This window comes from Silvimonas sp. (genome assembly GCF_031291215.1).
GTDB lineage: Bacteria > Pseudomonadota > Gammaproteobacteria > Burkholderiales > Chitinibacteraceae > Silvimonas > Silvimonas soli.
Window position 1 is genome coordinate 135,259 of sequence record NZ_JARLJK010000066.1, and the last position, 26,521, is coordinate 161,779.

Genomic DNA, 26,521 nt, shown 5'->3' on the forward strand with positions numbered 1-26,521 from the left:
TGAACCCCGCCGTCGTATCGCGCTGGATACCGCAGCAGGCTCACCCGAGCGGGGGCGGATCACGCTGCTTGCGACACCGCCTCGATCTGCTCAGCTTGATTCGATTTTTTAAACTGATTCTGCGGACGGCTCAGTCCCAGGTTCTCCCGCAGGGTGTTGCCTTCGTATTCAGTGCGGAACAAGCCGCGCTGTTGCAGCACCGGCACCACCAGGTCGATGAACTCCTGCAGGCCGCCCGGCAGCCACGGCGGCATCACGTTAAAGCCATCCGCCGCGCCGTTTTCAAACCACAACTGCAACTGGTCGGCGATGGTTTCTGGCGTGCCAACCACCGTCCAGTGGCCGCGTGCGCCAGCGATGCGCTCATATAGCTGGCGCAAGGTCAGGTTTTCGCGCTCGGCCAGATCACGCACCAGCTTGAGCCGGCTCTTGCTGCCATTGGTGTCCTGCGGGAATTCGGGCGGCGGCGCATCCAGATCGTAACCAGACAGATCGGTGCCCCCGAACAGATTGGACAACAACGATAACCCCACCGCCGGGTGGATGAGGTCTTGCAGCAACTGGTATTTCTCTTGTGCTTCTGCTTCGGTGCGCCCGATCACCGGAAAGACGCCAGGCATGACTTTGAGATCATCCACATGCCGCCCGTAGCGTGCCAGCCGCCCTTTGACATCGGCGTAAAACGCTTGAGCTTCTTCCAGCGTTTGCCATGCGGTAAAGATGACTTCAGCCGTACGCGCTGCCAGCTCTTTACCCGGCTCGGATGACCCGGCCTGCACGATCACCGGATACCCCTGCACCGGGCGCGACACGTTAAGCGGCCCTTGGACCGAGAAATGTTTGCCCTTGTGGTTGAGCGTATGCAGTTTGTCCGGATCAAAAAACACGCCGCTGGTTTTGTCACGCAGAAAGGCATCGTCTTCCCAGCTATCCCACAAACCACGCGCCACATCGACGAACTCCCCGGCCCGCTCATAGCGTTCGGCATGTTCGAAGTGATGATCGCGATTGAAGTTCTGCGCTTCAACCTCTGTTCCCGAAGTCACGACATTCCAGCCCGCACGGCCATCTGACAGATGATCCAGCGAGGCAAATTGCCGGGCCAGATGATAAGGCTCGTTGTAAGAGGTGGACGCCGTGGCAATGAAGCCAATGTGTTCGGTCACCGCAGAAAGAGCCGAAAACAAAGTCAGCGGCTCGAAGGTGGCGCTTTTCCCGTCGCGTCCCAACGCGCCGGGCTGATCAGCGCGAGTGCGGATGCCCACTCCGTCAGCCAGAAAGATGGCGTCAAATTTGGCGCTTTCCGCCAGTTGCGCCACCGCTTTGTAATGGCTGAAGTTGATCCCGGCATCGGCCTGGGCTTGCGGATGGCGCCAGGCAGCCACGTGGTGGCCGGTGACTTGCAGAAAAGCGCCCAGGCGCAGTTTGTCGTTGCGTTTGCTCATGCTGATTGTCCTGTCAGGTCTCGCCTGCCGCCACGCGCGGGCAGGCTGTCAGCAGATGATTCAGCAAGGAGCGTTCCAGCTGGCGTGACGTAATTGGCCCGTGGCGGGCAAGCCGCAGCGAGCCTTGCCTGGGCATAGCAGCCGCTGGCCGCAAGTGGGGAGTCGGGTTGGCGGGCGAGCGCTTGCGAGTGTCCCGTTTGTTACAGCACCCCCACATAGCGGGCCGTAAATTGCGGGAAATCGCACAGCCAGATAGCGGCCCAAGCGCTGGAGCGACCGGAAATGGCGAGGTTGGAGGCTGGCACGCTTTATGCCCAAAGAGCCCGGTACTTGTTTGAACCAGCCAACTTATCGCCTTGCAACATGGAGACCTCAAACCATGAACGCCCCAGTCAAACTGGAATCACGCTCTGCTGCCGTCCACGCCCGTCTTGATCACCCGGTGATCGATACCGATGTTCATACCAACGACTACACACCCGCGCTGGAAGACTACGTCGCGCAATACGGCGGCAGCGCGCTGGTGGATGAATTCCGCCGGGCGAGCCTGGAGCGCACGCGTTCCGAAAGCAATGGCAAGGACTGGTTCAACCAGACCGAACAACAGCGCCGCGACAACCGTACTTTCCGCCAGCCGTGGTGGGCGCGGGTCACGCGCAATACCTACGATGTCGCGACTTACCACTTGCCAGAGCTGCTGTACCAGCGCCAGGCCGAGCAAGGTTCGGATTACTCGATCCTGTTCCCCAACAATGTGTTGTCGCCGCTGGCCGCGCGCAGCGATGACGCCCGCCGCACCTTGCAACGCGCCATCAACCACTATCACGCCGATCTGTATCGCCCTTATGCCGACCGACTGACGCCGGTTGCAGGTATTCCGCTGCATACGCCGCAAGAAGGGCTGGATGAACTCGACTTTGCCATCAACACACTGGGTTTGAAGGTTATCAATATCTCTGGTGGTGTGCGGCGCCCGATCAAGGCGGTGCAAGATCAACTGAGTGCCGAAGACTTCAAAAAGGTCGCCAAATACGCCTCCTACATTGATTTTTACGGCCTGGACAGCGAATTTGACTACGACCCGTTCTGGGCCCGCGCGGTGGAGCTGGGCGTGCCCGTCACCACGCATTACGGCAGTCAGGGTTGGGTGGGGCGCAATTCGATCAGCAACTACATGAACAACCATATCGGCCATTTTGCCGATGCCTCCGAAGCCTTTGCCAAAGCGCTGTTCTTTGGTGGCGTAACCCGGCGCTTTCCCAAGCTGCGCGTGGGTTTGCTGGAAGGCGGTGCGGACTGGGGCGCCCGCGTGTTTACACATCTGGTGGATCGCTGGCACAAACGCAATCCGGAAGGTCTGCGCAATTACGATCCGGCTGAATTGAACCGCGACTTGCTGGTGAAACTGTTTGAACAATATGGTGGTGATCTGACCAAGGGCCGCTCGCTGGACCCGGAAACCCTGGTCCGCGATACCCTGGGTGCACGCTATACGCTGGATGCCCAGCAACCTGGCCCAGAGCAGCGCAACGATTTTGCCGCCGCCGGTATTGAGAGTGTGGAAGATATCAAGTCACGCTGGGTGGATAACTTCTTCTTTGGTTCGGAAGCTGATGACCGAACCGTCGCGCACGCCTTCAACGAAAAAGCCAACCCACTGGGGGTCAAGGTCAATGCCATCTACTCGTCCGACGTCGGCCACTGGGATGTGCCTGATCTGACCGAGGCACTGGCTGAAAGCTGGGACTTGGTAGAAGAACAGGTGATCACTGAAGCCGACTTCAAAAAGCTGGTGTTCGAGAACCCCTACAAGCTTTACACCGAAGCCAAGGCAGACTTTTTCAAAGGCACCGAAGTCGAAAAGAAGCTGGCACACCGCTAAGCCGCGCAGCGCCCTGCCCCGTCAAATATCGCTGGCCACGCTGCCCGATGCCGTGTGGCCAGACTCTGGAGATACGCATGACTATTGAACACTACAGCCACACCTTTAGCCGGGCGACATTGCCTTATTTATTTGCCCGCCCGGCTTCACCGTCCACACGCGCACCGCTGGTGGTGTTTTTACATGGCGCCAAAGATCGCGGCAATGATCTGGGCAAACTGCTGGCATGGGGCTTCCCCAAATTTGTGGCCGCACAAACCGCCCTGCCGTACTACTGGCTGGCGCTGCAGATTCCTGAAGAAACCACCTGGCCGGACTGGCAGGCAGAATTGCTGGGCTTGATTGATCAACTGGCGCTGCAACATGCAATCCGCCCGGAACAAGTTGTGTTGAGCGGCTTTAGCCTGGGTTCGGCGGGCGCGTGGCAAATTGCCAGCGAGCACCCCGAGCGCTTTGCCGGTCTGGTGGTCGTCTCCGGTCGCGTGCCCCAGATTGATCTGTCCCGTCTTGTCGATACGCCGGTGCGGGTGTTTCACGGTGGTCAGGATGACAAGGTGCCGCCAGATCAGTCGGCCAGCGCGGTCGACACACTGCTGGCGTTGGGTGGCAACGCCCAGTTCACCTTGATCCCCGAGGGCGATCATTTCATTGCCGATGAGGTTTACGGCAATGCGCAGTTGCAGCAGTGGCTGGCGCAAACTCCGCGCCAGGTCGCGGCGTAAGCCCGAAGACCGCACGAGCCCGCCGCATGCAACCGGCTCGTGCGGCAACAGGCCAAGGTCGGGCTACACGAACCGCGTTGGCGCGTAGCCCGGCCAGAGTTACAGCACTTGCGCCACTTCGGCAAAGTCCAGCCGTGGGCCGCGTGGCGACAGTTCCGCGCGATCGCCATAACCCAGGTTGGCCAGCAAAATTGACTTGTAGCGACCATCGGGGAAAAACGCCGCGTCGACAACATCGGGCTTGAAGCCGGACATCGGCCCGACATCCAGCCCCAGAGCTCGGGCTGCCAGAAACAGATACCCGGCTTGTAGCGTGGCGTTGGTGCGGGCCGTGGGTTCAATCCACGCAGGCGCGCCATCAAAAAAGCCTTTGGCGTCATATGCGGGAAACTGGCTGGGTAGATGCTCGTGAAAGCGGGTGTCATAAGCCACGATCACATTCACCGGCGCGGAGAGTGTTTTGTCGCGGTTGCCCGCCGACAAGGCCGGTTCCAGCTGCGCCTTGGCTTGGGCCGAGGCGACGAACAGATAGCGCGCCGGTTGCGCGTTAAACCCGGTCGGGCCCCATTTCAGCAGGTCATACAGTTGCTGCAGCGTGGCCGCCTTCACCGGGCGCTCGGTAAAGCGGTGAATGGAGCGGGCGTTGCGAAACAACTGGTCCAGCGCGGTTGATTCAAGCGGTGCAGTCATGGCGTGGGTAGATCCATCGGGTTGAATTGGTCTGATGTCTGGTCTGGTCTGGTCTGAAAAACAAACGCTTACGCAAAAGAAACATCCGGGTCGAGCGGCGGCTCCAGCTCCGGATCCACCGCCGGCAAAATGATGCGCACTGTCGACGTGGACTGCGCTTGCGAGCCCGTAGCTTGTTTTTCTGGTCGCAGCAGGGTTTCGCCATCCGGACTGTCGGAGAGGAAACCGTCCGACTGCTTGCTCCACAGGCGGAAATACGCGCCTTTACGGGCCAGCAATTCGGCGTGGGCGCCATCTTCAATAACTTTGCCGTTGTCGAAGACCAGGATGCGATCCAGATGGGCAATGGTCGACAAGCGATGCGCCACCACCAGGACGGTTTTGCCTTTCATGACATCGTCCAGCGTGTCCTGAATGGCTTTTTCGGTAATGGAATCGAGGCTGGAAGTGGCTTCATCCAGAATCAGAATCGGTGCGTCTTTCAAAATGACGCGGGCAATGGCGATGCGCTGACGTTGCCCGCCGGATAGTTTGACGCCGCGCTCGCCCACCATCGCGTCATAGCCATCGTTCATTTGCTGAATGAAATCGTGGGCGTGGGCTTTGCGGGCGGCCTCGATCACCTCATCGTCAGTGGCTTCAAGACGCCCATAACGGATGTTTTCGCGCAGGGTGCGGTGAAACAACGTGGGGTCTTGCGGGATCAGGCTCAGCTGTTCATGCAATGTGTCTTGCCCCAGCGTGCTGATATCCACATCATCAATCAGGATCTGGCCGCCGTTGACGTCATACAGGCGCAGCAACGTGCTGACAAAGGTGGATTTGCCCGACCCGGAAAATCCGACCAGCCCGACCCGCTGCCCCGCCGGTATTTTCAAACTGAGTTGCTCGAACACCGGGCGCTCCGGGCCGTAGCTGAAGTTGACGTTTCGAAACTCGATCTCGCCGCGCTCAATGACCAGCGGCCGCACTGCGGGAGCATCGATCAATTCGTGCGGGCGCACGATGGTGTGCACGCCGTTCGCGACGTTGCCCACGTATTCAAAGAACTCCAGAAAACGTCGGCTCAGATTGCGTGCTTCGTTGATGATCAACAACGCCAGGCTGACTGCCATGACGAAATCGCCCACGCTGATCTCACCGCGACTCCATAACTCCAGTCCGTAATACAGCACACCAATCTTGAGGACGGCCGACGCTGAAAACTGAAACCAGCGCACCCGTTCCGAATAACCGTTGGAGACCCGGATGGCGCGCATTTCATGGGTCAGCGTTTCTTCCAGATGGCCACGCTCGAACCCCAGCCGGGCAAACAGCCGGGCACTGGTCAGATTGGAGACCGAATCCACCACCTGGCCGGTGGTTTCACTGCGAGCCGAAGCCGCCTTGAACGCATGCGGCTGACAGCGCCGGGCCAGTGTCCAGGAAATGCCGATGAACAACACCGCCCAGATACCCACAAATGCGGCCAGTTGCACGTGAGTGTGGGCCAGCAACAGGATCGACACGCTGAACACGATAAAAATGGGCCAGAACTCGGTAATGATCGACCACAAAGTCTGTGTGACGCCCATGGATGTTTCGCTGATGCGGTGGGCCAGCGCGCCCGCAAAGTTATTGCTGAAATAGCGATGCGAGTGGTACTGCAGGTAGTGATACAGCGAGCGGGTGACGTTCTGCCGCTGGCGTGGCCCCAGCCGGATCTGGATGCCGCCGGCGATCCGGCCAAACAATACTTCACCCAGCGAGAACCCGACATACAACGTCAAGGGTGTGGTCAGACTGGCGACCACGGCGTGTGCATTGCCGTGGGCCATGGTCACCGCTTTGATGATGCGGCTCAAGGCGTACGGAATCAGGATGCCACAGGTGGCGTTGGCGGTTTCAAACAGCACCATGCCCAGATACCACCAACGGTAACGCGCCACAAAATGCAGAATGAAACGAAAGGGGCGATCGGGCAGCGGCGGCGTGCCGGGCGCACGCTGCAAAACGGTCGAAATAGTCATGAGAGCCCAAAACAAAAGAAGGCGAGTGTTGGCGTCTTGCCCACACCCGCCGGTAGATTGAGACCCGCGCTTACCAGGCGAAATGCCAGTCGGTGAACGTCGTTGGTTCCGGCGCTTGCAGGGCGATGTCCGCGCGCTTGCCGTCACCGAACTCCAGCAGTACGTCTTCCTTGATGGCAGCAAATTCATAGCTGCCACGATCTCGCGGATGCGCTAACGGCACGTCCACAATGCGCTTGATGCGGCCCGGCTTGGGTTGCATCACCACAATGCGGTCGCCCAGATATACGGCTTCTTCTACATCGTGCGTAACCAGAATCATGGTGATGCCTTCTTGCTGCCAGATGCGCTGCAATTCTTGCTGCAGATAATTGCGGGTCAGCGCATCCAGCGCGCCAAATGGTTCGTCCAGCAACAACACCTCGGGCCGGTTAACCAGCGCGCGGGCAATGGCTACGCGCTGACTCATGCCGCCGGATAACTGATACGGATACGCCGTTTCAAAGCCTTGCAGCCCGACCAGATCAATGTGCTCCTGCACCGCTTTTTTGCGCGCAGCGGCCGACTGGTTGGCGTTCAGCAAACCCAGTCCAACGTTCTGTTCTACGGTCAGCCACGGAAACAGCCGGTGTTCCTGAAACACGATGCCGCGATCCAGGCTGGTGCCGACAATGCGCTTGCCATCCAGCACGATCTCGCCCTGGTAGTCTTGCTCCAGGCCGATGATCAGCCGCAACAGGGTTGATTTGCCGCATCCGCTGGTGCCGACAATGCTGACGAATTCGCCCGGTTTGATCGACAACGACACGTTATCCAGAACGTTTAGCGGTTCGCCGGAAACCTGGTATTGCTTGCCCAGATTACGGATATCCAGGGTTGCTGCATGTGCCATGGCTTGCTCCTGATAAATTGGGCTGGCTACTCGCCAGCCACTGAAACATTGGGTGCGGGCGGCATTGGGACGCGCCCGCAAAAGAGTGTCGAAAACGTCGCAGGTCGCCGGTTCAGCGACGCTGCCAGCGCAGCAGGTGTTGTTCGATACGGCTGGCCACCACGGCAAAGCCGTAGCCCACCAAGCCAACCACCAGCACGCCGAGCACGACGTAATCCATGAGGAAATGCTCTTGGCCATCGGTCAGCAAATTGCCGATACCTCGGCCAGAGGTCAGCAGGTATTCCGCACCCAGCGTGGCTAGCCAGGCAAAGATCAGCGACAGGTAAATACCGCTGAACACCGACGGCAACGCCGCTGGCAGCACCACGCGCCACACCAATTGCAGGCGGTTGTAGGCAAAGACCCGCGCCACTTCGACCAGCTCACGCGACACACCACGCACACCCTCAAAAGTATTGAGAAAAGACGGCCAAAAGGCGGCAAGCGCAATGAACGCGATCTTGGCCGGGTCACCCAGCCCAAACCACAGCGAGATCAGCGGCACCCAGGCAAAAATCGACACTTGTTTGAAGGCATGAAAGGTCGGTGCGATCAGGTTTTCCAGCAAGCGCGACAATCCCAGCACCGTGCCCAATGCCACACCCGCCAGCGTGCCCAGGGCAAAGCCCGCCAGATCACGCAACAGACTGGCGCCCAGCGCCTGCCACAGCTCACCGGTGCTCGACAGTTGCCATGCGGTCGCCAGCACTTTGCCGGGTGCGACAAACAGCGGATTGGTTATGCGCCCGGAAGCAAACAGCGCCCACCACGCCAGCAGTAATGCCAGCGGAAGAACCCAGCCCCGTAAAGCCCGGGGGACGTTGGCCGGGTGCAGGTATTGCCACCACGAGCGTGGCGCTGCCGGGAAAGTCAGGTTGGCCATAGAGGTTCCTCAGGCAATTTCAAAAGGCATTGCTGCGCCAGCGCAGCAGCCGGGTTTCGATCAGCGCCAGCACTTTATCCAGCGCAAAGCCGACGCTGCCCACCACGATGACTGCCGCCAGCACCACATCCAGCTGATACAACTGGCGGCCATAAACGATCAGGAATCCCAACCCTTCGCTGGAAGCCAGTAACTCCACCGCCACCAGCGCCAGCCAGGCGTGGGTCAGGCCGTAGCGGATACCGCTCCAGATACCCGGCAACGCGGCGGGCAGCACCACTTTGCTGAGCCACTGCCAGCGGTTGAAGCGAAAGATGCGCGCGACTTCCAGATACTGTGGGGGCACGTTGCGGATGCCCTGATCGGTATTGAGCGCCACCGGCACCATCACCGATTTGGCGACCAGCACCACCTTCAGTCCCTCATCCAGCCCCAGCAGCAAAATCAGGAATGGCAACCAGCCCAGAATCGGCACTTGGGCGATGGCACGAAACAGCGGATAGCAGTAATCCCGGAATGTGGGCGAAAGGCCAAAGCCGATCCCCAGCAACAATCCCAGACTGGCACCGGCGCCAAAGCCATAAAACACGCGCCAGAAGCTGATCAGCGCATTGCGACTCAGTTCACCGCTGGCAAACAGGTCTTGCAGCGTGGACAACACGACCGTGGGCGCAGGCAGTATCTGCGGCGCCACCCATTGGTAGCGGGCGGCCAGGGTCCACAACAGCAGCAAAGCCAGTGGAAACGGCAAGGCCAGCAGCACCTGCCCAACGCGCCCCGTTGGCCAGCGCAGGCGACGGCGCGCAGGCAAAGCGGCTCGCGGCGGCGCGATGCTGGACTTGGCTGCAGCTGACAAATGCAGGAGCGGGGTTTCGGTCACCATGGGATGTCCTGGCAAGCTCATTGCGCGGCCAGCTTGCGGCCGCTGGCATCCAGTTGCGGCCAGAAGCCGCTCAACTGGCTCTGTTGCAGGGCGGCATCAAGGAAAGACGTATCGGCCCACTGTTTGACATCTACCCGGTTGCGGGCCAGCTTGAGCCGAACGGCTTCGTCGGCGACGTTCTGATACAGCGTCAGCGTGTAGTTGCTCAGCAAGGGGCTGGCCAGCAATAGCGGGTCTTCGCCTGCCAGATCTTCGCGCAGGATTTTTTCCGGATAGCCCATACGCGCCAGCAAGGCGAGGTACTGATCCTGGTTGGCCGGATCAGCCAGCCAGCGATGGGCTTGCAGCAGGCTCTTGAGCACGCGGGTCGTGGTTTGCGGATAGCGGCGGGCGAAGTCGTCGGTGACCAGGAGCCCCGCCTGGCATGCAAATGCCGCATTTTCGTGGTCGCTGAATACAATGCGCGCCAGGCCTTTTTCTCGCAGGGGCAGAATCTGCAGCCACGAGAACACAGCGTCCACACCATGACTGCTCAAGGCCGGTCCCAAGCCTTCAACCGACAGATTGGTCACCCGCAGATCGCGCTCGGACAATCCGTTGGCCGCGAGGATGCGGTCTACCGGCATCTGGATATTGGTGCCGATAGAGAACCCCACCCGCTTGCCTTTGAGGTCCTTCACGCTTTTGATGGGTGAGTCTGGCGGTACAGCCAGATACACGTGCTGTCGTGTGCCGGACAGCGCAATCAGCCGGGTTTTCAGCCCACCAGCGCGCCCCACAATCGACGGCAGATCCCCCTGGAAAGCGAAATCCAGCTGGTCATTGGTGAGGGCTTCATTCACCGCCGGGCCGGCGCCGCGAAAGAACACCCAGTCAATTTTGACGCCTTCTTTTTTGAATTCCTGCTCCAGAAACCCTTTGGTATAAGCCACGCCGACCGGCCCGACCGTATACGCCGGTGGTGAACCGAACTGCGGCGAGGCGATGCCGATATGGATGATCTTGGGTGGCGCTTCAGCCTGGGCACTGGCCAGCGTCGCAACCGTCACGGCGGCGAGCGCCACTCGTTGCAGCGCAAAGTGCAAACGATGAAAACTGAACATGAACAGATCCTTGAATTGAATGAACATAGAAACGGCTCAGTGCGCCGGGCCACGCCAGACCAGCAAACGCGCTTCCAGCTTTTGCGCCAGCCGGTTCAGTGCGTAGCCGGTCAGGCCAATGATCAACATGCCGACGATGATCACATCCACCCGGAAAGCGGCCCGGCCACGAATCACGGTGGCGCCCACGCCGGTCGCATCAAAACTGGGCAACAGGAACTCGGCACCGATGGTGGCCAGCCAGGCGTAAATCAGCGCCAGATGCAGTCCGTTGAGAATCTGCGGTGAGGCCGCTGGCAAAATCAGTCGGGTAAGGCTTTGCCAGTAACTGAAGCGGTAAACGCGGGCGACCTCCAGCTGCGCACGTGTCACGCTGCGGATGCCTTCATGCGTCGCCAGCACCACCGGGTAGAAAGCAGCAACGGCAATGAAGAAAACGCGGGCCGCATCGGTGTAACCCAGCCAGATCGAGATCAGCGGAATCCACGCAAACAGCGAAATCTGCCGCAGCGTGTGAAACGTCGGCCCGAGCAAGCGATCAGCCCAGCGCGACACCCCCAGCAATACACCCAGGGCCACTCCGGCGGCGCTACCCAGAACAAATCCACCCAAGTCCCGCGCCAGGCTAGCGCCGAACGCGTGGGCAAAGCCGTTGGCACTGACCTCATGCCAGCCTGCCTGCGCCACCGCCCACGGGCTGACGATCAGCTTGGGGTTCACCCAACCGAGCGTACTGGCCAGTTGCCACAGCGCCACGAAGAGCAGCGGTGCTACCAGCGCACGCCAATCGCGAGTGCTGATCCAGTTGCCAGGTTTAAACAGAAGCGATGCGCTCATTGCCGTGTTCCCATCATTTTTTTGTTACTTGCCATTACCGGCAAAACGGTCAGAAGGCGTTGCGCCGCCAGCGCTGCAGCCGCAATTCAACCAGCGCCAGCAAGCGATCCAGCAGCACGCCAATCACCCCGATCAGGATCATCGCCACCACTACCAGATCCAGTTGCAGCAACTGGCGTCCCCACACCATCAGGTATCCCACGCCCTCGCCCGCAGCCAACAACTCCACGAACACCAGCGCCAGCCACGCCTGCATGACGGCCTGGCGCAAGCCGCCAAATAGCGTTGGCAATGCGGCGGGCCACACCACCTTGGCCAGCACCTGCGGCAACGAGAACCGGTAGACGCGCGCTACATCGAGCAAGGGGCGCGGCACCTGGGCAATGGCTTTGCTGGTCTGCAAAGTCACCGGCACCACCACCGCCAGCGAAATCGCCAGTACCTTCAGCGGTTCGCCGATGCCCACAAAAATGATCAGCAGCGGAATCCAGCCAATCACCGGAAACTGCGCCAGCACTTCAAAGCTGGGGTACAGCCAGATACGGGCACGCCGGGAGAAACCGAACAAACCGCCCAACAACAGACCCACTCCGCCACCCAGCAACAGACTCCAGCCCACCCGTTTAAGGCTGATGGCCAGATTGGCGGTGAGATCACCACTCTGATACAGCTCGATGAACGAACTGAACACCAACGCTGGCGACGGCAGCAGTTGCTCTGGTAACCAGTGCTGGCTGGCAGCGTGCTGCCACAGCGCCAGCAACAACAGCGGCACGATGGCGCCAGTCAGCGCGTAACCGATCCGGCTCAACCACACCGCAATCGCTGGATTGATGCGGGTGGCCCGCCGGACGGGCAATGGCGTGGACAAAGGATGAGAAGCGGCAGGCATCTAAAACAACTCCAGTGGGTCTACAAGCCCGCCGCCTTTGCGGACGGCGGGCATATGGCTACTTCTTGACGTTGCCATTGGCGTCGTACTCATCCCAGTTGTGCTCCAGGTGTTGCTCCTTGAGCGCTTCGTTCAGGTACTTGGGTTCGATCCAGCCATCCAGACTGACGTCATGGCGAATCAGCTTGTAGCGTTTGGCTTCGTTCACCGCTTTTTGCAGCGTGGCGCGGTAGTAGTCGTCCAGCAGCGGGTTGTTCAGTTCTTTGAGCTGGTAGCTCTGATAGTTCTTCACGTAGTCGCCGTAACCCGTGTTCCCAGACTGCGCCCACTGATGAAACAGCTTGTCGCGATTGGCTTCGTCCGATGTCCATTGCGCGGTGCGTACCAGCACATTGACCACGCGTTGCACGATTTGCGGATACTTCTTTTCGAAGTCTTCGCTCACCCAGAACGAACCGACCGATGTGATCTTCGGATCACGCTGGATGGTGGTAATGCGCTTGGCAATACCACGAGCTTCCAGATCCCACGGCGAGATGATGGTGCCGTCGATGGTCTTGGTCGCCAGCGATGCCTTCTGGTTGTCGGCGTTCTGGGTGAGGATGGTGAAGTCTTTTTCGGTCAGTCCATTGGCTTCCAGCAGACGGTCCAGTACCAGCTGGTTGGCCGTGCCCTTGAAGGTCGAAAGCGTTTTGCCTTTCAGGTCAGCCAGCGTTTTGGCTTGGGAGTCGCTCGGCGCCACCAGGTACACCGGGCCGAAGCGGGGACCGCCAAGAATGATGTGATGCTTGATACCGGTTGAACGCCCCACAATCAGCGGCAAGTCGCCGTGATAAGCAAAATCCACAAGTCCGTTGGCGGCCTGCTCGTTAACTGCTGGGCCAGCGCCGGGAAAGAAGGTCCACTGCACCTTGATGCCGTCAGCTTTGAATTCTTTTTCCAGCGCGCCCAGATAATTGGCTGAGGCGTACGTATTGCTATCACCCAATGGCCGTCCGCCGGTACCTGCGCCCGGATAAGCAATGCGGATGACCGTGGGTTTGTCTTCGGCATGAGCCGGAGCGATGGCGGTCAAAGCCAGTGCCAGCGCGGCCAGCGTGCCGTTCATGGCCTGTAAAAAGCGTGCTTTCATGGTGATGTCCTGTGTGTCTGTTTTTGTCATGTGAGAAGGCGTCGGCGCAAGATCAGAACCCGAACTGGAACTGAGCCAGCAGCTCGGAGATATCCGACTTGGTCGCCGGGTTGGCGATCACAGCGTTCTCATACAGATAGCGGTTAAAGTTCAGCTGGAACTTGGTGGTCTGGGCGAAGAACACATTCAGGCCCACTGTGGCGATAGTGGACTTGGCGCTCTTGCTGGTCGGCAGGCCGGTGTTGGGGTTCCATTGATCCCAGCGCACGAAGGTCTGGTAGGACTTCGGCCAGTAATCGTCGTATTTGGCTTGGGTTTTGGAGCTGTTCAGGAACTGCTCACCCCACGTATAGAACGCAGTGAAGGTGTTGCTGGTACCTTTGGTGCCCACCTTGCCCACACCACCGATCCGGTCCTTGTTCTCGGCCTGCACGTATTCATAGGTCGCGCCAAACGGGAAGTGGTTGTAGTACAGGTCAAACCCGTACATGTGGTCGTAACCCAGCGGGTTCACGGCAGTGGAACCATTTTGCAGGCTCAAGCCACCCTGGTAATACGAGGTGCCAACCTTCAGTTCCCGCAGCCAGCTGTTGTAATCCACTGGCAGCGTGTACGTTGCCCGAGCTACGAAGCCCTTGTTGTTGTTATTGTCCTGCACGTTGGGGCCGCTACCGTTCACGACACCCGCCGCGTATTCAAACAACGGCGCGCGGTAGTTGGAGGCGTAATCGACGTTGGGGGCGATGTCGCCACGGGCAACCAGGCCAATCTGGCGGAAACCCAGGCCCGTGCCATTAAGGAACTGCGCATTGTTGATCACCGGACGCAACGATTCATCAGTCTGGATTTCCAGCCCGAATGGCAACAGTTGCTGACCCAAGGTCAGGTTGAAAATCGGGTTTTCCAGATCGCCACCGCTGGCCACGGGGCTATAGCGCAGATAGGCATCCTGCACATTGAAATAGGCATTGGCTGAGGGCGGCGAACTTTGGGCATAACCCAGTTGCAAGCGGTAATCCAGATTGCGGCCTTCTTTGTAATCCTTGTACAAACTGCCGGAGAACGAGACCAGCGCCAGCGGAATGCTAAAACCGGAATTACGAGGTGAGGATGGTGAAGCCGCGCCGCCACTCACTGCTGGTGTCTCGGCGGCATAACGAGCCTGGATAGTGCCGTTGATATTGGTGTTGCGCAGCGTCAGCGCTTGCGCGGTGTCGTGATCGTGCTGTTGCTGATACTTGTAGTTTTCCAGGTCAGCGCGCAGCCCGTCGATGTCTTGTCTGGAAGCGACCTGATTGGCTGGATCACTCTCTGCTGTGGGCGCTGGCACGGTGCCAGTATCAGCGGCGGCAGCGGCAGTGGTGGCGGCTTGCGGTTTGGCGGTTGCTGCTGCCTGGTTTTGCGCCCGCAGTTGTTGCGTCAGGCTTTCCACGGTTTTTTGCAGCGACTGAATCTGCTTTTCCAGTTCTTCATTGGAAGGCGCGGCGTGACTGGCCCCGGCCAGTGCCAGTAAACCAGCCCCCAACAACAGTTTTTTTCTTTGTTTTTTTGCGAATTGCATGCTCAGCATTTCCCTTGTGTAAGTCAGCACGGCTTTTGCTGCCGCATCCTGTTTGATCCACGCCCCCGGCTTTTTCCCCACCTGTCTGCAACCCGCGGCCAAGCCGCAAAGTGAGGACTGGCCTGCATAGCCGACGGCTGCGCAAAGTACAGTGGGTCGTTGCTGGCATACGTCCTGCCAGTCGCAAACTGATTGCTGTATCCATCGCGATACTCCTGGGTGAAGCCCGCTGGTTCAGGGCTCAGCCACTTATAAGCAGAGTTCGTGCCAAACCATGTTTTATAGAAAAATTGGGAATATAAGAGCTAACGAGAAGCCACGGGCTGTGGCAAAAGCGGCAGGGTGTGAGACGGACTGTGGCAAATCGCACAGCAACCTGAGCTGGTCGCCATTGCGGCCCCGGTGATCAAGCGGCGGTGGCGGGAACGTGCTGATTTGCGGTGTGAGAAGCGCTGGCGGGCGGGATTAACCGCAACGGTTTGCAGCCCTGCTCCAGAAAAAAATGGGCGACCCTGAGGCCGCCCATTGCGATATGACTGACAACTGCGATTGGCTCAACGCCCGGATTTCAAATCTGCCCACATGCGGTTTTCAAGGCGGCGGATATCTGGCGGCAAACCCTTCAGCGGATACAACGTTTTCATGACGTCATCACCCGGATAAATCATCGGATTACTGCGGATCTCGGCCCGGACAAATTTGTCGGCAGCCTGGTTGGCGTTGGGATAAAACACTTCGTTGGTAATGGCGGCTTGTACTTCCGGTCGCATGATGTAGTTCATCCATTCAAAGGCCGCTTCTGCATGGGGTGCGCCTTTGGGAATAGCCATCAAGTCAAACCAGACCGGCGCGCCGCCTTTGGGAATGAAGTATTTCAATTCAAACGCCTTCTTGGCCTCCGTTGCCCGGTGGCTGGCCATCATCACATCGCCCGACCAGGACAAGGCAAAACAGACATCGCCTCCCGCCAGGTCATTGATGTAGCCAAAGCCGCTGAACTGGGCGATATAGGGCCGTACCTTTTTGAGCGTTTCAAATGCGGCTTGATAATCCACCGGATTACGGCTGTTCGGGTCTTTGCCCAGGTAGTTCAGGGCCACCGCAAAAACATCGGCCGGGGAATCAAGCATCGACACGCCACAACCGCGCAGCTTGCTCAGGTATTCCGGTTTGAACAGAATATCCCAGCTATCCAGCGGCGCATCCGGGCCGAGTGCTTTGCGCACGGCGGTCAGGTTATAGGCCAGTCCGGTGGTGCCCCAGGCCCACGGCACGCCGTAGCGGTTGCCCGGATCAAACGCCTCCAGCACTTTCATGATGTGCGGGTCCATATTGGCCAGATTGGGCAACTTTGTTTTATCCAGCGGCATATAGATACCGGCTTCAATTTGCTTGCCGATAAAGTTGGAACTGGGCACGACCACGTCGTAGCCGGTGGAACCGGTCAGCAACTTGGTTTGCAGGGTTTCCTCGCTGTCATAAACGTCATAACGCACCTTGGTGCCGGTTTCTTTGGCGAAGTTGGCCACCGTGTCTTTGCCGATGTAGTCGGACCAGTTGTAAAGGTTGAGTTGCTTGTCGGCGGCCAGTGTTGTCGTGGCCGCCAGACAGAAACACGCGGTAATGCCGCATGACTTGAGAAAGGCGCTGTCCATGTTTTTTCCTCGATATCAATTCAAATGAAGGCAGGAATTCAGAGCGATATCCGGCAGTTCAACGGCGCAGTTTTTGCGCCCGCATCAAGCACAGAATGTCGGCGGCGATATGCGCCGCAGCCAGGGCGGTGACTTCGGCGTGGTCGTACGGCGGCGAAACCTCGACTACATCGGCCCCAATCAAATTGACCGGCCCCAGGCCACGGAGTATGTCGAGCGCCTGCGCTGACGACAGTCCGCCCGCAACCGGGGTGCCCGTGCCCGGCGCAAAGGCCGGATCAAGACAATCGATATCAAAGGTCAGGTAAGTCGGTGAGTTGCCGGTGATGGCGAGTATTTCTTCGACAACTGCGTGCGTGCCCTGGCGATGGACATGTGGCGCATCCAGCACCCGTACGCCCATGAAGTCGTCATTCCAGGTACGTATCCCCACTTGCACCGAGCGCGCCGGATCAATCAGCCCCTCACGAATCGCCTTGTAAAACATGGTGCCGTGATTGAGTGAATCCGGATTGTCGTCAGGCCAGGTGTCGCAATGGGCATCAAAGTGGATCAGGCTCAGCGGCGCGCCATACTTCTCGGCGTGTGCCTTGAGCAGCGGATAGGTCACGTAGTGATCGCCGCCAAAAGTAAGCATGCGAGCGTCGGACTGCAATATCTGCCGGGCAAAGGCAACGATGCTGTCGTGGATGCCCAGCGGGTTATGCCCGTCGAACCAGCAGTCGCCGTAATCAACCACCTCAAACTCATCAAACGGGTCAACACCCCACGGAAACATCATCAACTCTGCCAGCTGCACCGAGGCGGCACGGATGCCCGCCGGGCCAAAGCGCGTACCGGGGCGGAAGGTGGTGGCCAGATCCAGCGGAATACCGGAGATAGCGACATCGACCCCGGCCAGATCTCTTGAGTAGCGCCGCCGCATAAACGACAGCACGCCCGCATAGGTTGGCCCGGGATGCAGCAACCCGCTGGCACCAGAAGCCTGATCTGCGGATGATTGCTGTAGAGGCAATTCGTTTTGGGGCATTTCAATGTCTCGCTGTTGTCTAAACTGGTGAATTTGCACCAAAATTACGCGCTAAAAGCTATTCGTAATTTGCATGGCTCATTTGCATATAGTGTATTGTTATCAAACAATTACGGGCCATAAAGCGATATATATTGCTTTTAGTATCAGGAATTTTAATACCTCATGCGCAGACACCCTCCCCTGCAAGCACTATTGGCATTTGAGGCTTCGGCCCGGCTGGGCAGCTTTACCCGCGCGGCCCAGGAACTCGCGCTGACGCAGTCGGCAATCAGTCATCAGATACTGCAACTGGAGCAGTGGACCGGGCAGCCTTTGTTCCGGCGCATCGGGCGAGGCGTGGCGCTGACGGCGGCAGGCACGCTGTATTTGCAAACGGTCTCCGCCGCCTTGACCTTGCTGGCAGACGGGCGCGATCGCATCGAGCCCTACAGCAAGCCCGACTCAGTCATTGTGTTTTGTGCGGCGCGGTTTGCTTCGGGCTGGCTGTTGCCACGCATGAGAGAACTGGAGCAGCGCTTTGCCGACGTGGATTTATGGCTGGTTACCGTCGACAAGAGCCTGGAGATCGACCAGATCGATGTTGATTTGATCATCTCGGACTCACCCATCCGCAACCCGGAGATTGAAAGCACGCCGCTCATGGCGGATGAAGCAATTGCCATCTGCGGGCCGCAAACTGCCGCGCGCCTGGCGCACGTACCGTTTCCTGAAGTCATGAGCATGGCGCCGTTGCTGTATCACGAAGCCCGGCCAGAATGGGCGCCGTGGTTACCCGAATTGCGCCGCGCCGGTCTGGCCATCAAACGACGGATGACCATCGACGACCCGCACTGGCTGGTAGCCGCCGCCCGCGAGGAAGCGGGCATTGCCATGGTGTCGCGCTGGTATGCCGAGGCCGCCCTGGCCCGTGGCGAGATTGCCACCCTGCCGCAGATTCCTGGCTTCACGCTCGGGCAACTGTGGTTGATGCGCTCGGTGCAGCCCGCCCGCTCACCCGTGGTCGCCGCCGTCTATGACTGGCTACTGCAAAACGCGGCCGGTGAGATTTGCCTAAAACCGGGTAGTTAATTGTGTGAGCCAGTTGGGGGATTGATCTACCAGCCACGACTCCAGTGGCTTGTCTGCGCCGGTGAGAATCAGCAACGCCAATGCCACCATCAGCGCGCCCATCAGCGTTTTTCCGGCTTTACCCACTTGCATGACTTTGCCGCGCACCCTGAGCAAAGCGCTGCGTGAGATCGCCGCAATAACAACAATGGGCAAGGCGGCGCCGATCCCGAACACCCCCATAAGCAGCGCCACTTGCGGCAGATGCGAGCCTTGGCTTGCCAGCAACACGGCGGCTCCCAAGGTCGGCCCCACACATGGGCTCCAGACCACGCCCAGCACCAGTCCAATGACAAACTGGCCCCACAAACCGTCCAGATGTATGCGAGAGACAAGACTGTTGCCCGCATCGCCAATGCCGGAGGTGGTAGCGGCAAAACGCTGCTGCAGACGCTCCGAAAGCAGCACCAGTCCCAACAAGCCGAGCAACACCGCGCCGCCATAACGGAAAAGTGTCGTGTCTACACCGAGCGACGCGCCAGCCCAGGCCAGCGTTGTACCGATCAGGGCATAAGACAGCGCAAGGCCACCAGCCAGCGCCAGCGGGGCCAGCCGCCGCGCGTTGGTCGCCGCCCCCAATAGAAGCGGAATAATTGGAAAAACACAGGGCGAGAGCGTGGAAAGCAGGCCTGCTAGCAGACCCAAGCCGTATGAGGTAAAGCCAAAATCCATCAGTTAACGGTCTTTTTGATCAACCCTTCCAACCCGGTTGGCGTGGTGTCGCCCACCGAACGCCCCACCTCATTGGCGCCTTTGAATGCAATCAGGGTGCTTTGCATCGTGACCTTGTATTTCTTCAGCGTGGGTATGGCCGAGTCGAAATCAATGGTCATGAGTGTCACGTCCTTATAGGCGGGCTGCTGCATCAGGCCATCAATAATCGGCTTTTGCTGTTTACAGGTCGGGCACCATGGCGCGCTGATGTCGAGCACCACTGGCTTGCCTTGTTGAGTCAGCGCATCGAATTCTTGCTGGTTATATGGCTTGATCTCCCCGGCCACGGCCAGCGAGGTCAGGGCAGACAGGGCGATTAGCGCAATGATGTTGGTGAGTTTCATTTGTGGTCTCCACGGGGTAAGTGGCTGCTTCAGGTTGTCGCGTTGTCTTGTAGCCCAGCAGTGCGGCGCCCGCCAGCTACGTCTGATCCACCGGCTGACTGGTTTGAACCATGGACAGGATAAAAGTGCACCACACCCGTCGCCGCACTGATCAGCGCCTCTTTTGCGCGCCGCAATATTGCGATTGCACTTGATGAGTCGCACCGCCCGTGGTTTTCTTACGGTCAGCGAGGAATGCATCAAAATACTCTGGCAAGCCGGTGATCACGCGCAGCAGCAGATATTTTTCCTATCCTGCGACACGAGAACTGCACCCCAATTACACGCTCTAATGCGCATCAAATATCACCAACCTCATGGAACCCCCGCATGACCAAACGCCGTCCCACTGTTTTTGCCTCGCTCTCTGCAGGCCGGCGCACCGAGCGGCTGGTGCTGTTGGCGGCAACGACACTGTTTATCGGCGGTCTGGTCTGCGGCTTTTACCGGTTCAACCAGAATCTGGCTACGGAATACGGCGATGTGAGCGACGCCAGCGCTTATGCGGCGGTCCACCTGGAATACGCACTGGAAACCCGGCGGCAATCGGTGGAAATGCTGGCTGAACAGGCGGCAGAATTAATGAGCGGTCGTTACAGCCTCAATCTGCAACCCACGCTCAGACTCGATCCCCGGCCGGATCATCACGGCTATGTGCTGGGTGCCTTGCCGGGTTTTACCAAAGCCGAACTGGGGCAACTCAGCGGCGAAGGGCCAATGCCGCCAGCTGATTCGCCGCTGGCACGAGAAATGGCCATGGCCATCGCACTGACACCACTGCTCAAAGCGCTCGAACATCGAGACGCCGACCTGCCATTGATTTACTACCAATCCGCCAGCGGTTTTGCTTATGTCTACCCCGCTCTCGGCGCCGATACCAGCGGCAGCCAGTTCTATCGGCGCAGTGACGAACAGCAGGCTGCCTATGCCAAGGCTGCACCGCAGGCCAACCCGCAGCGCCAGACCATCTGGACGCGAGCAGCCCCGGATTTTGAGCATAAGGAACAGACGGCTACGGTGAGTGCGCCGCTATACGTGGCCGACCAATTTCTGGGGGTGATCAGCCGCGATGTCAAACTGGCAACGCTGGTCGAGGCCCTTGTTTTACGCAAGGTCCCGTATTCCAGCCTTACGGTGGTCAACGCCAGCGGACGCAACTTGCTGCACCCGGAGCAACCCAAAGTATCCGTCGACGTATTGCAACGCCCACCCGGCACACCGGTGCGCGCCGGCAAGGTGTCATATACCGTTTACCCGCTCAGCCAAGCGGGCTGGTTCATGGTGACTATCACCGACCACCCCGCCATTTTGCTGGGTGCGGCTAGCGACTCGCTCTTGTTGATCGGCGCGATCATCGCCTCTTTGTTGTCGGTGACTTTGCTGGTGTTACTGGCCGGAGCACTGCGCGATAACGAGAAATTGTCGATTCAGGATGGATTGACCGGACTCTATAACCGGCGCCACTTCGACATCATTGCGCAACGCGAGTTTGGCCGTAGCCTGCGCGACCAGAGCTGGCTGGGACTGGCCATTCTGGATGTCGACTTCTTCAAAAAATATAACGATCACTATGGCCATCAGGCAGGTGATCAGGTCTTGCGTAGCGTGAGCGAAGCACTGCGTCAGGCATTGCAGCGCGCCACTGATGGCGTGTTCCGGGTGGGTGGCGAGGAGTTCGCGGTGCTGGTGCCGCTGGAAGCCCCAGATCAGTTCGACGCCGTGCTGGAACGCATTGTCGTCGGCGTGCGTGATCTGGATATCCCGCATGAAAAAAGCGACTGGCCACAATTGACGGTGTCCGTCGGCGGCGTAGCCATCGGCCCCGGTCAGCCTTTGTCACTGGACGCCGCCTACAGCAAGGCCGACGAAGCCTTGTATCAGGCAAAAATGACGGGGCGCAATCGCTATGTGGTCGCCGCTCTTGCTGGCGATGGCAAGGCTCCTGCGCTATCGCAACACGTGGTTGCAGAGCCAATCCAGGGCCGCCAGAAAAGCTGAACCCGGGCGCGTCAGCGTGCTCAGGCAGGCCGTTGTTCGCCACTAAGCCGGGAGCGCACAAAGCCGACGTGCTCCCGCAGCACGTAGAAAGCATCGGCATAAGCCAGCGGCATTTTCAGCTGGTTTACGCTTTCATCAATATGGTCGAGGTCTTTGACCAGGCGGTCACGCTCTTCGTCCGTCACATGCTCCAGCGCCTCGCGCTCAATCGCAATCAACAAGCCATACCAGCGATAAATACGCGAGCGCACCCGCCAGCGGTACAACGCTGGCAACACGCGCAACGCGGGGAAAAACAGCACAGCCATGGGGATCAGCAAAACCAGCGTGCGATCGACCAGGCTGGCCATCCAGAACGGCAAATTGCGGTAGAGGAAATTCTTGCCTGACCGGTAATAGCGAGCTGCGTCTTCGCTGATGCGATATTCGTGCTCGATAGGGCTGGGAAACTCGCCGCTGCGCTGCAGCAAACCCGGCATCCCATGGACTTCCTGCGCGGCCTCGATCAGCAAATCAGAAATGGCGGGGTGCAAATTGGGCCGAGCTACCAGTTCAACCATCGGACTAATCAAATGCACAGTGGCGGGAGGAATATTGCGGCCCAGATCAAGCACGCCGGCAGGTAAATCGATCTGGTTCAAATACGGAAAAAGCCGCGTATAAGCCGCCGCCTGAGTGAAATTCAGCGCCAGCACATTCGGGTCTTGCAGCAAGCGCAACATCAGGCCGCGAGTGGCGGAGTCCCCATTGAAGAACGCCGCATCAATCTTCCCGGCTGCCAGTTGGCGTGCGGACTCCTGCCCGTCGAAGGGCAGCAATGTAGCAGCGCCCCCGGCCACAATGCCGTTGGCCTTGAGCAAATTGAGTGCAATTACTCGCGTACCGCTGCCTTCGCGGCCAATCGCAATGCGCTTGCCATTCAGTTGCGATAATCGGGCAATTTCGCCGCCGCGATACAGCACCACAATCGGCGCATAAAACACACTGCCCAACGACATCAGCGATGAGGTATCCAACCCTTGCGCCACGCCGCCTTGTACCAGCGCCAGATCAACATGTTGCTTCGGATCGAGCAAGCGATGCAGGTTTTGCAAAGAACCGTCCGATGGCAGGACTTTTAGCGTGACCCCGTCACGCGCCAGAATTTTGCGATAAGCATTGGCGGCGGGCCAGAATGAGCCATCCGCCGGGCCAGCGCTGATGACGATGGTTTTGGGCGGCGCTGGCTCCACCAGCCACACCACCAGCAAGATGGTTAGCATGCCCAGAAAAACAATCGCGCCCCAAAACCAGGCGTGATCGCGCCAGACCGAATAGGCATGGGGAAACTGTGGAACGCGCTGCTGACGACTGAGAATCATGGCTGCATTTCCTGACGTCATTCCCGATGAGTGTCTCTGGCATACCAGGCCCGGCAACAACACTGCGATTGCGGCCAGCCTGCTCTGCCAGGGCGCGAGCCTGGGCCGTCGCTTACGGCTTGGGCAGCGATTGCGCCAGGCTGATCAGGTTTTGCGGCACCACGCGGATAATGCCGCTACGCGGGCTGTCGATATCCGCGATCAACATGAACGACAGCGAAACCACCAGCGGCATGATCACCAGAAACCGGCTTCTCACCTGCTTGCTGCGCGACCCGTAGCCCACCAGTGCGTTGCTGAACAGCCCGATCACAATCATCAGCGCCCACGCCGAATGCGGAATGCGGTTCCAGATCGCCGCCTGGGTATAGCCTTGGGTATTGATCACGTCATTCATTCCCGCAGTTACCAGCGCGGTAATCGGATTCGGCGCGGCGCTGGCGCCAGTGCGCACCAACGCCCACATATCGGCCTGAATCTGCGCAGTCGTGGTGTTAATGACCCCGAGCTGCTGGGCATCGTTGGTCCGATAAAACAGGACGCGTTGATCAAGATATTTGACCAGCAAAGTCCGCAACTGCGCCGCAGCCGGGACGGACAGAAAATCCACGCGGATAAACTCTGTGCCAATGGCGTTGGCTTCTTCTTCTTCGTAATTCTTGCGCTGGTCGTAGCGCCCCACCGCCATCGATAGCGAAAACCCGATCACCAGCGCCAGCAGCGTCAACGTGGCCGATTGCACAACACTGAAATCTTCGACTGTCGCCTCATCCATTGGCTTTTTCTGGCGCAGCACAACCGCGCCAACCCACGCCGCCAGTGACATGAGCAGCAGCGAGACCAGGCAGAACAAAACGGGATGATTTGCGAGCAACTCCATACTTGGCATCTCCACGACATTTCTTTTAGGGGTTCCGCACAAAACTGGCGGCTAAACGCGCTGCCTCCGCTCTGAGTGCAAGGGTTTGTTTCGGCAGCACGAGCCGGTTACCGACCGAATCCGGCACCCGTGACGTAAGCGAAGCAGCGCTTGCAATCATCGTAGTGCTTGCACCCAGCATGTGCCGGGCAACATTGCTCACCGCCCAAATCCCACGACTGGCGCAGCGCAAACAAAAAATCGCAGAGATGGCCGTAATAGTGGCTATCGTCTGCGATTTTCTGTTCCTGCTTAGGTGGTGGTGTTTAACGGTTAGTCATCTGCAATGCCGCCGCAGGCAAACGTTCGCCATGCACCTGTACTTGGGATACTTCCTCGTTGATCAGCGTGAGGTCATCTGCGGTCAGAGTCAGATCGATCGCCCCTAGGTTCTCCACCAGCCGGTGCGGCTTGGTGGTACCGGGGATAGGCACAATCCACGGCTTTTGAGCGAGCAACCAGGCAAGCGCAACCTGGGCTGGTGTAGCACCTTTGCGGGCCGCGACCGCTTTGACTACGTCGACCAGCGCCATATTGGCCTTGCGCGCCTCGGGGGAAAAACGCGGCACGACGTTGCGAAAGTCCGTTGGATCAAACTGCGTATGCTCGTCGATCTGGCCGGTGAGAAAACCCGCGCCCAGCGGGCTGAACGGCACGAAACCAATGCCCAGTTCTTCCAGCACTGGCAGCAACTCCAGTTCCGGGCCGCGCCAGAACAGCGAATATTCACTCTGCACGGCGGCGACGGGTTGCACTGCGTGGGCGCGCCGGATCGTCTGCACGCTGGCCTCGGACAAACCGAAGTGCTTCACCTTGCCTTGGGCAATCAGGTCCTTCACCGCACCGGCCACTTCCTCAATCGGCACGGCTGGATCAACCCGGTGCTGGTAGAACAAATCGATGCGATCAGTACGCAGCCGCTTCAGGCTGGCATCGGCCACGGCCTTGATGTGTTTCGGGCGGCTGTTGGTGCCAGCGCCGCGGCGCTCGCCAGTGACCAAGTCGATATCAAAGCCAAACTTGGTGGCAATGACCACCTGATCGCGGATCGGCTGCAGCGCTTCACCCAGCAAATCTTCGTTAAGAAACGGGCCGTAAGACTCCGCCGTGTCAAACAAAGTGATGCCGCGCTCGTGCGCGTTGCGGATGAGCTTGATCATTTCCTGCTTGTCGGCGGCCGGGCCGTAGGCGGCACTCATGCTCATGCAGCCCAGACCAAGGCAGGAGACTTGCAACGTACTGCCCAGTGTTCGGAATTCCATGGATAACCTCTATCAAGTAAGAGTGAACTGGCGACGACTACTGATCGCGCAATGACGTCCGCGCCGTGGCGGTTTAGCGGCCAACGCGCGCCTGCAGATGGGCGGGATAGCGGTCGCCGTGCACGGCGATGCTGGTAATGGCGCTTTGAATATCCGCCAGTTCTTGCCCGGTCAGTTCAACCGCTGCAGCGCTCATGTTTTCGCCCAGCCGTTGCAGCTTGGTGGTGCCGGGAATAGGCACAATCCAGGGCTTTTGCGCCAACAGCCACGCCAACGCAATCTGCGCCGGTGTAACGCGTTTTTGTGCCGCAATCGCGCCCAGCCGATCCACCAGCGCCTGATTGGCTTTACGGGCATCGGTACTGAAACGCGGCACCACTTGCCGGAAATCATTGCTGGCGAACGATGTGTTTTCGGTAATCGCACCAGTCAGAAACCCTTTACCCAGCGGGCTGAACGGCACAAAGCCAATGCCCAGTTCTTCCAGCAGCGGCAAGATTTCCTGCTCGGGCTCGCGCCACCACAGCGAATACTCGCTTTGCAGCGCAGTCACCGGTTGCACGGCGTGGGCGCGGCGGATGGTCTGCGCGCCCGCTTCGGACAAGCCAAAATGCTTCACCTTGCCTTGCTGGATCAGCTCTTTGACGGCACCCGCCACGTCTTCAATGGGGACTTGCGGATCAACCCGATGCTGGTAATAGAGGTCGATCACATCGGTTTTCAGGCGCTTGAGTGAACCCTCGACCACCTGCCGGATATGCTCCGGACGGCTGTCCAGGCTTTGCTGTTTGCCGTCATCGCCAAAGTTGAAACCAAACTTGGTGGCGATGACCACTTCATTGCGGAATGGCGCCAGCGCTTCGCCCACGACTTCTTCATTGAGATACGGGCCGTAGACCTCGGCGGTATCAAAGAAGGTAACGCCCAGCTCATACGCGCGGCGAATCAGCGCAATGGCCTGCTGTTTGTCGGTGGCTGGCCCGTAGCCGTAACTCAGCCCCATGCAGCCCAGCCCCAGTGCCGATACTTCCAGACCGCTCTTGCCCAGTTTACGTTTTTGCATATTGTTCTCCAGTTGCTTGCTGCTAACCAAAACGGTGAGATGACCGGGTTTGG

General features: G+C 59.0%; 23 protein-coding genes. 4 read left to right on the forward strand and 19 right to left on the reverse strand.

Annotated features, from left to right (window positions below; genetic code table 11):
* Positions 1–59: 59 nt before the first annotated feature.
* Positions 60–1,445: an LLM class flavin-dependent oxidoreductase gene (locus P4L78_RS08585; RefSeq protein ID WP_283147877.1), complete on the reverse strand. Its 1,386-nt coding sequence runs from the start codon at positions 1,443–1,445 to the stop codon at positions 60–62.
* Positions 1,446–1,824: 379 nt separating this feature from the next.
* Between P4L78_RS08585 and P4L78_RS08590 the strand changes: the two genes are divergently transcribed.
* Positions 1,825–3,327 (forward strand): amidohydrolase family protein, encoded by a 1,503-nt coding sequence (locus P4L78_RS08590; RefSeq protein WP_283147876.1) that lies wholly within the window; start codon positions 1,825–1,827, stop codon positions 3,325–3,327.
* Positions 3,328–3,404: 77 nt separating this feature from the next.
* Positions 3,405–4,049 (forward strand): prolyl oligopeptidase family serine peptidase, encoded by a 645-nt coding sequence (locus tag P4L78_RS08595; RefSeq protein WP_309327631.1) that lies wholly within the window; start codon positions 3,405–3,407, stop codon positions 4,047–4,049.
* A 99-nt stretch (positions 4,050–4,148) separates the two neighbouring features.
* Here the strand turns inward: P4L78_RS08595 and P4L78_RS08600 are convergent, their stop codons facing one another.
* The 12 genes from P4L78_RS08600 to speB form a co-directional block, all read right to left on the reverse strand.
* Positions 4,149–4,739, reverse strand: a complete 591-nt coding sequence (locus tag P4L78_RS08600; protein WP_309327632.1) for a malonic semialdehyde reductase — start codon at positions 4,737–4,739, stop codon at positions 4,149–4,151.
* A gap of 68 nt (positions 4,740–4,807) precedes the next feature.
* Positions 4,808–6,748, reverse strand: coding sequence for an ABC transporter ATP-binding protein (locus P4L78_RS08605; RefSeq protein ID WP_309327633.1), 1,941 nt, complete (start codon positions 6,746–6,748; stop codon positions 4,808–4,810).
* Between the two features lie 70 nt (positions 6,749–6,818).
* Entirely contained in the window at positions 6,819–7,640 is an 822-nt protein-coding gene (locus tag P4L78_RS08610; protein WP_283147872.1) for an ABC transporter ATP-binding protein, read from the reverse strand.
* Between the two features lie 112 nt (positions 7,641–7,752).
* Entirely contained in the window at positions 7,753–8,565 is an 813-nt protein-coding gene (locus tag P4L78_RS08615) for an ABC transporter permease (protein WP_283147871.1), read from the reverse strand.
* A 19-nt stretch (positions 8,566–8,584) separates the two neighbouring features.
* Positions 8,585–9,448: an ABC transporter permease gene (locus P4L78_RS08620; RefSeq protein ID WP_309327634.1), complete on the reverse strand. Its 864-nt coding sequence runs from the start codon at positions 9,446–9,448 to the stop codon at positions 8,585–8,587.
* Between the two features lie 17 nt (positions 9,449–9,465).
* On the reverse strand, positions 9,466–10,551 hold the full coding sequence (locus P4L78_RS08625) for an ABC transporter substrate-binding protein (RefSeq protein ID WP_283147869.1): 1,086 nt from the start codon (positions 10,549–10,551) through the stop codon (positions 9,466–9,468).
* Positions 10,552–10,587: 36 nt separating this feature from the next.
* On the reverse strand, positions 10,588–11,388 hold the full coding sequence (locus P4L78_RS08630) for an ABC transporter permease (RefSeq protein ID WP_309327636.1): 801 nt from the start codon (positions 11,386–11,388) through the stop codon (positions 10,588–10,590).
* 49 nt (positions 11,389–11,437) lie between these two features.
* The gene (locus P4L78_RS08635; protein ID WP_309327637.1) at positions 11,438–12,280 is read right to left on the reverse strand and encodes an ABC transporter permease; all 843 of its coding nucleotides are present in this window, start codon (positions 12,278–12,280) and stop codon (positions 11,438–11,440) included.
* 58 nt (positions 12,281–12,338) lie between these two features.
* Complete coding sequence (locus P4L78_RS08640) at positions 12,339–13,412, reverse strand: ABC transporter substrate-binding protein (protein ID WP_309327638.1); 1,074 nt, start codon at positions 13,410–13,412, stop codon at positions 12,339–12,341.
* Between the two features lie 52 nt (positions 13,413–13,464).
* Positions 13,465–14,973, reverse strand: a complete 1,509-nt coding sequence (locus tag P4L78_RS08645) for a hypothetical protein (RefSeq protein ID WP_309327639.1) — start codon at positions 14,971–14,973, stop codon at positions 13,465–13,467.
* A gap of 554 nt (positions 14,974–15,527) precedes the next feature.
* Positions 15,528–16,628 (reverse strand): polyamine ABC transporter substrate-binding protein, encoded by a 1,101-nt coding sequence (locus P4L78_RS08650; protein WP_283147864.1) that lies wholly within the window; start codon positions 16,626–16,628, stop codon positions 15,528–15,530.
* Positions 16,629–16,686: 58 nt separating this feature from the next.
* Positions 16,687–17,658, reverse strand: a complete 972-nt coding sequence (gene speB / locus P4L78_RS08655; protein ID WP_309327640.1) for an agmatinase — start codon at positions 17,656–17,658, stop codon at positions 16,687–16,689.
* A 165-nt stretch (positions 17,659–17,823) separates the two neighbouring features.
* Between speB and P4L78_RS08660 the strand changes: the two genes are divergently transcribed.
* A complete protein-coding gene (locus tag P4L78_RS08660) occupies positions 17,824–18,729 on the forward strand; it encodes a LysR substrate-binding domain-containing protein (RefSeq protein ID WP_309327641.1) in 906 nt (301 codons plus the stop codon).
* Here P4L78_RS08660 and P4L78_RS08665 read toward each other — a convergent pair.
* On the reverse strand, positions 18,712–19,440 hold the full coding sequence (locus P4L78_RS08665; RefSeq protein WP_309327642.1) for a cytochrome c biogenesis CcdA family protein: 729 nt from the start codon (positions 19,438–19,440) through the stop codon (positions 18,712–18,714). The two genes, P4L78_RS08660 and P4L78_RS08665, sit on opposite strands and share 18 nt — an antisense overlap.
* Positions 19,440–19,826 carry a thioredoxin family protein gene (locus P4L78_RS08670; RefSeq protein WP_309327643.1) on the reverse strand — a complete coding sequence of 129 codons (387 nt, stop codon included), beginning with the start codon at positions 19,824–19,826 and terminating at the stop codon, positions 19,440–19,442. Before P4L78_RS08670 ends, P4L78_RS08665 begins: the two co-directional genes overlap by 1 nt.
* A gap of 369 nt (positions 19,827–20,195) precedes the next feature.
* Between P4L78_RS08670 and P4L78_RS08675 the strand changes: the two genes are divergently transcribed.
* The gene (locus P4L78_RS08675) at positions 20,196–21,863 is read left to right on the forward strand and encodes a diguanylate cyclase (protein WP_309327644.1); all 1,668 of its coding nucleotides are present in this window, start codon (positions 20,196–20,198) and stop codon (positions 21,861–21,863) included.
* 20 nt (positions 21,864–21,883) lie between these two features.
* Here P4L78_RS08675 and P4L78_RS08680 read toward each other — a convergent pair whose 3' ends face one another.
* The 4 genes from P4L78_RS08680 to P4L78_RS08695 all read right to left on the reverse strand — a co-directional run bounded on the left by P4L78_RS08680 (position 21,884) and on the right by P4L78_RS08695 (position 26,468).
* A complete protein-coding gene (locus tag P4L78_RS08680) occupies positions 21,884–23,224 on the reverse strand; it encodes a TAXI family TRAP transporter solute-binding subunit (RefSeq protein ID WP_309327646.1) in 1,341 nt (446 codons plus the stop codon).
* 112 nt (positions 23,225–23,336) lie between these two features.
* On the reverse strand, positions 23,337–24,104 hold the full coding sequence (locus P4L78_RS08685; protein ID WP_283147857.1) for a hypothetical protein: 768 nt from the start codon (positions 24,102–24,104) through the stop codon (positions 23,337–23,339).
* A 305-nt stretch (positions 24,105–24,409) separates the two neighbouring features.
* Positions 24,410–25,405 carry an aldo/keto reductase gene (locus P4L78_RS08690; RefSeq protein WP_309327647.1) on the reverse strand — a complete coding sequence of 332 codons (996 nt, stop codon included), beginning with the start codon at positions 25,403–25,405 and terminating at the stop codon, positions 24,410–24,412.
* A 73-nt stretch (positions 25,406–25,478) separates the two neighbouring features.
* Positions 25,479–26,468: an aldo/keto reductase gene (locus P4L78_RS08695; protein WP_309327648.1), complete on the reverse strand. Its 990-nt coding sequence runs from the start codon at positions 26,466–26,468 to the stop codon at positions 25,479–25,481.
* Positions 26,469–26,521: the final 53 nt, after the last annotated feature.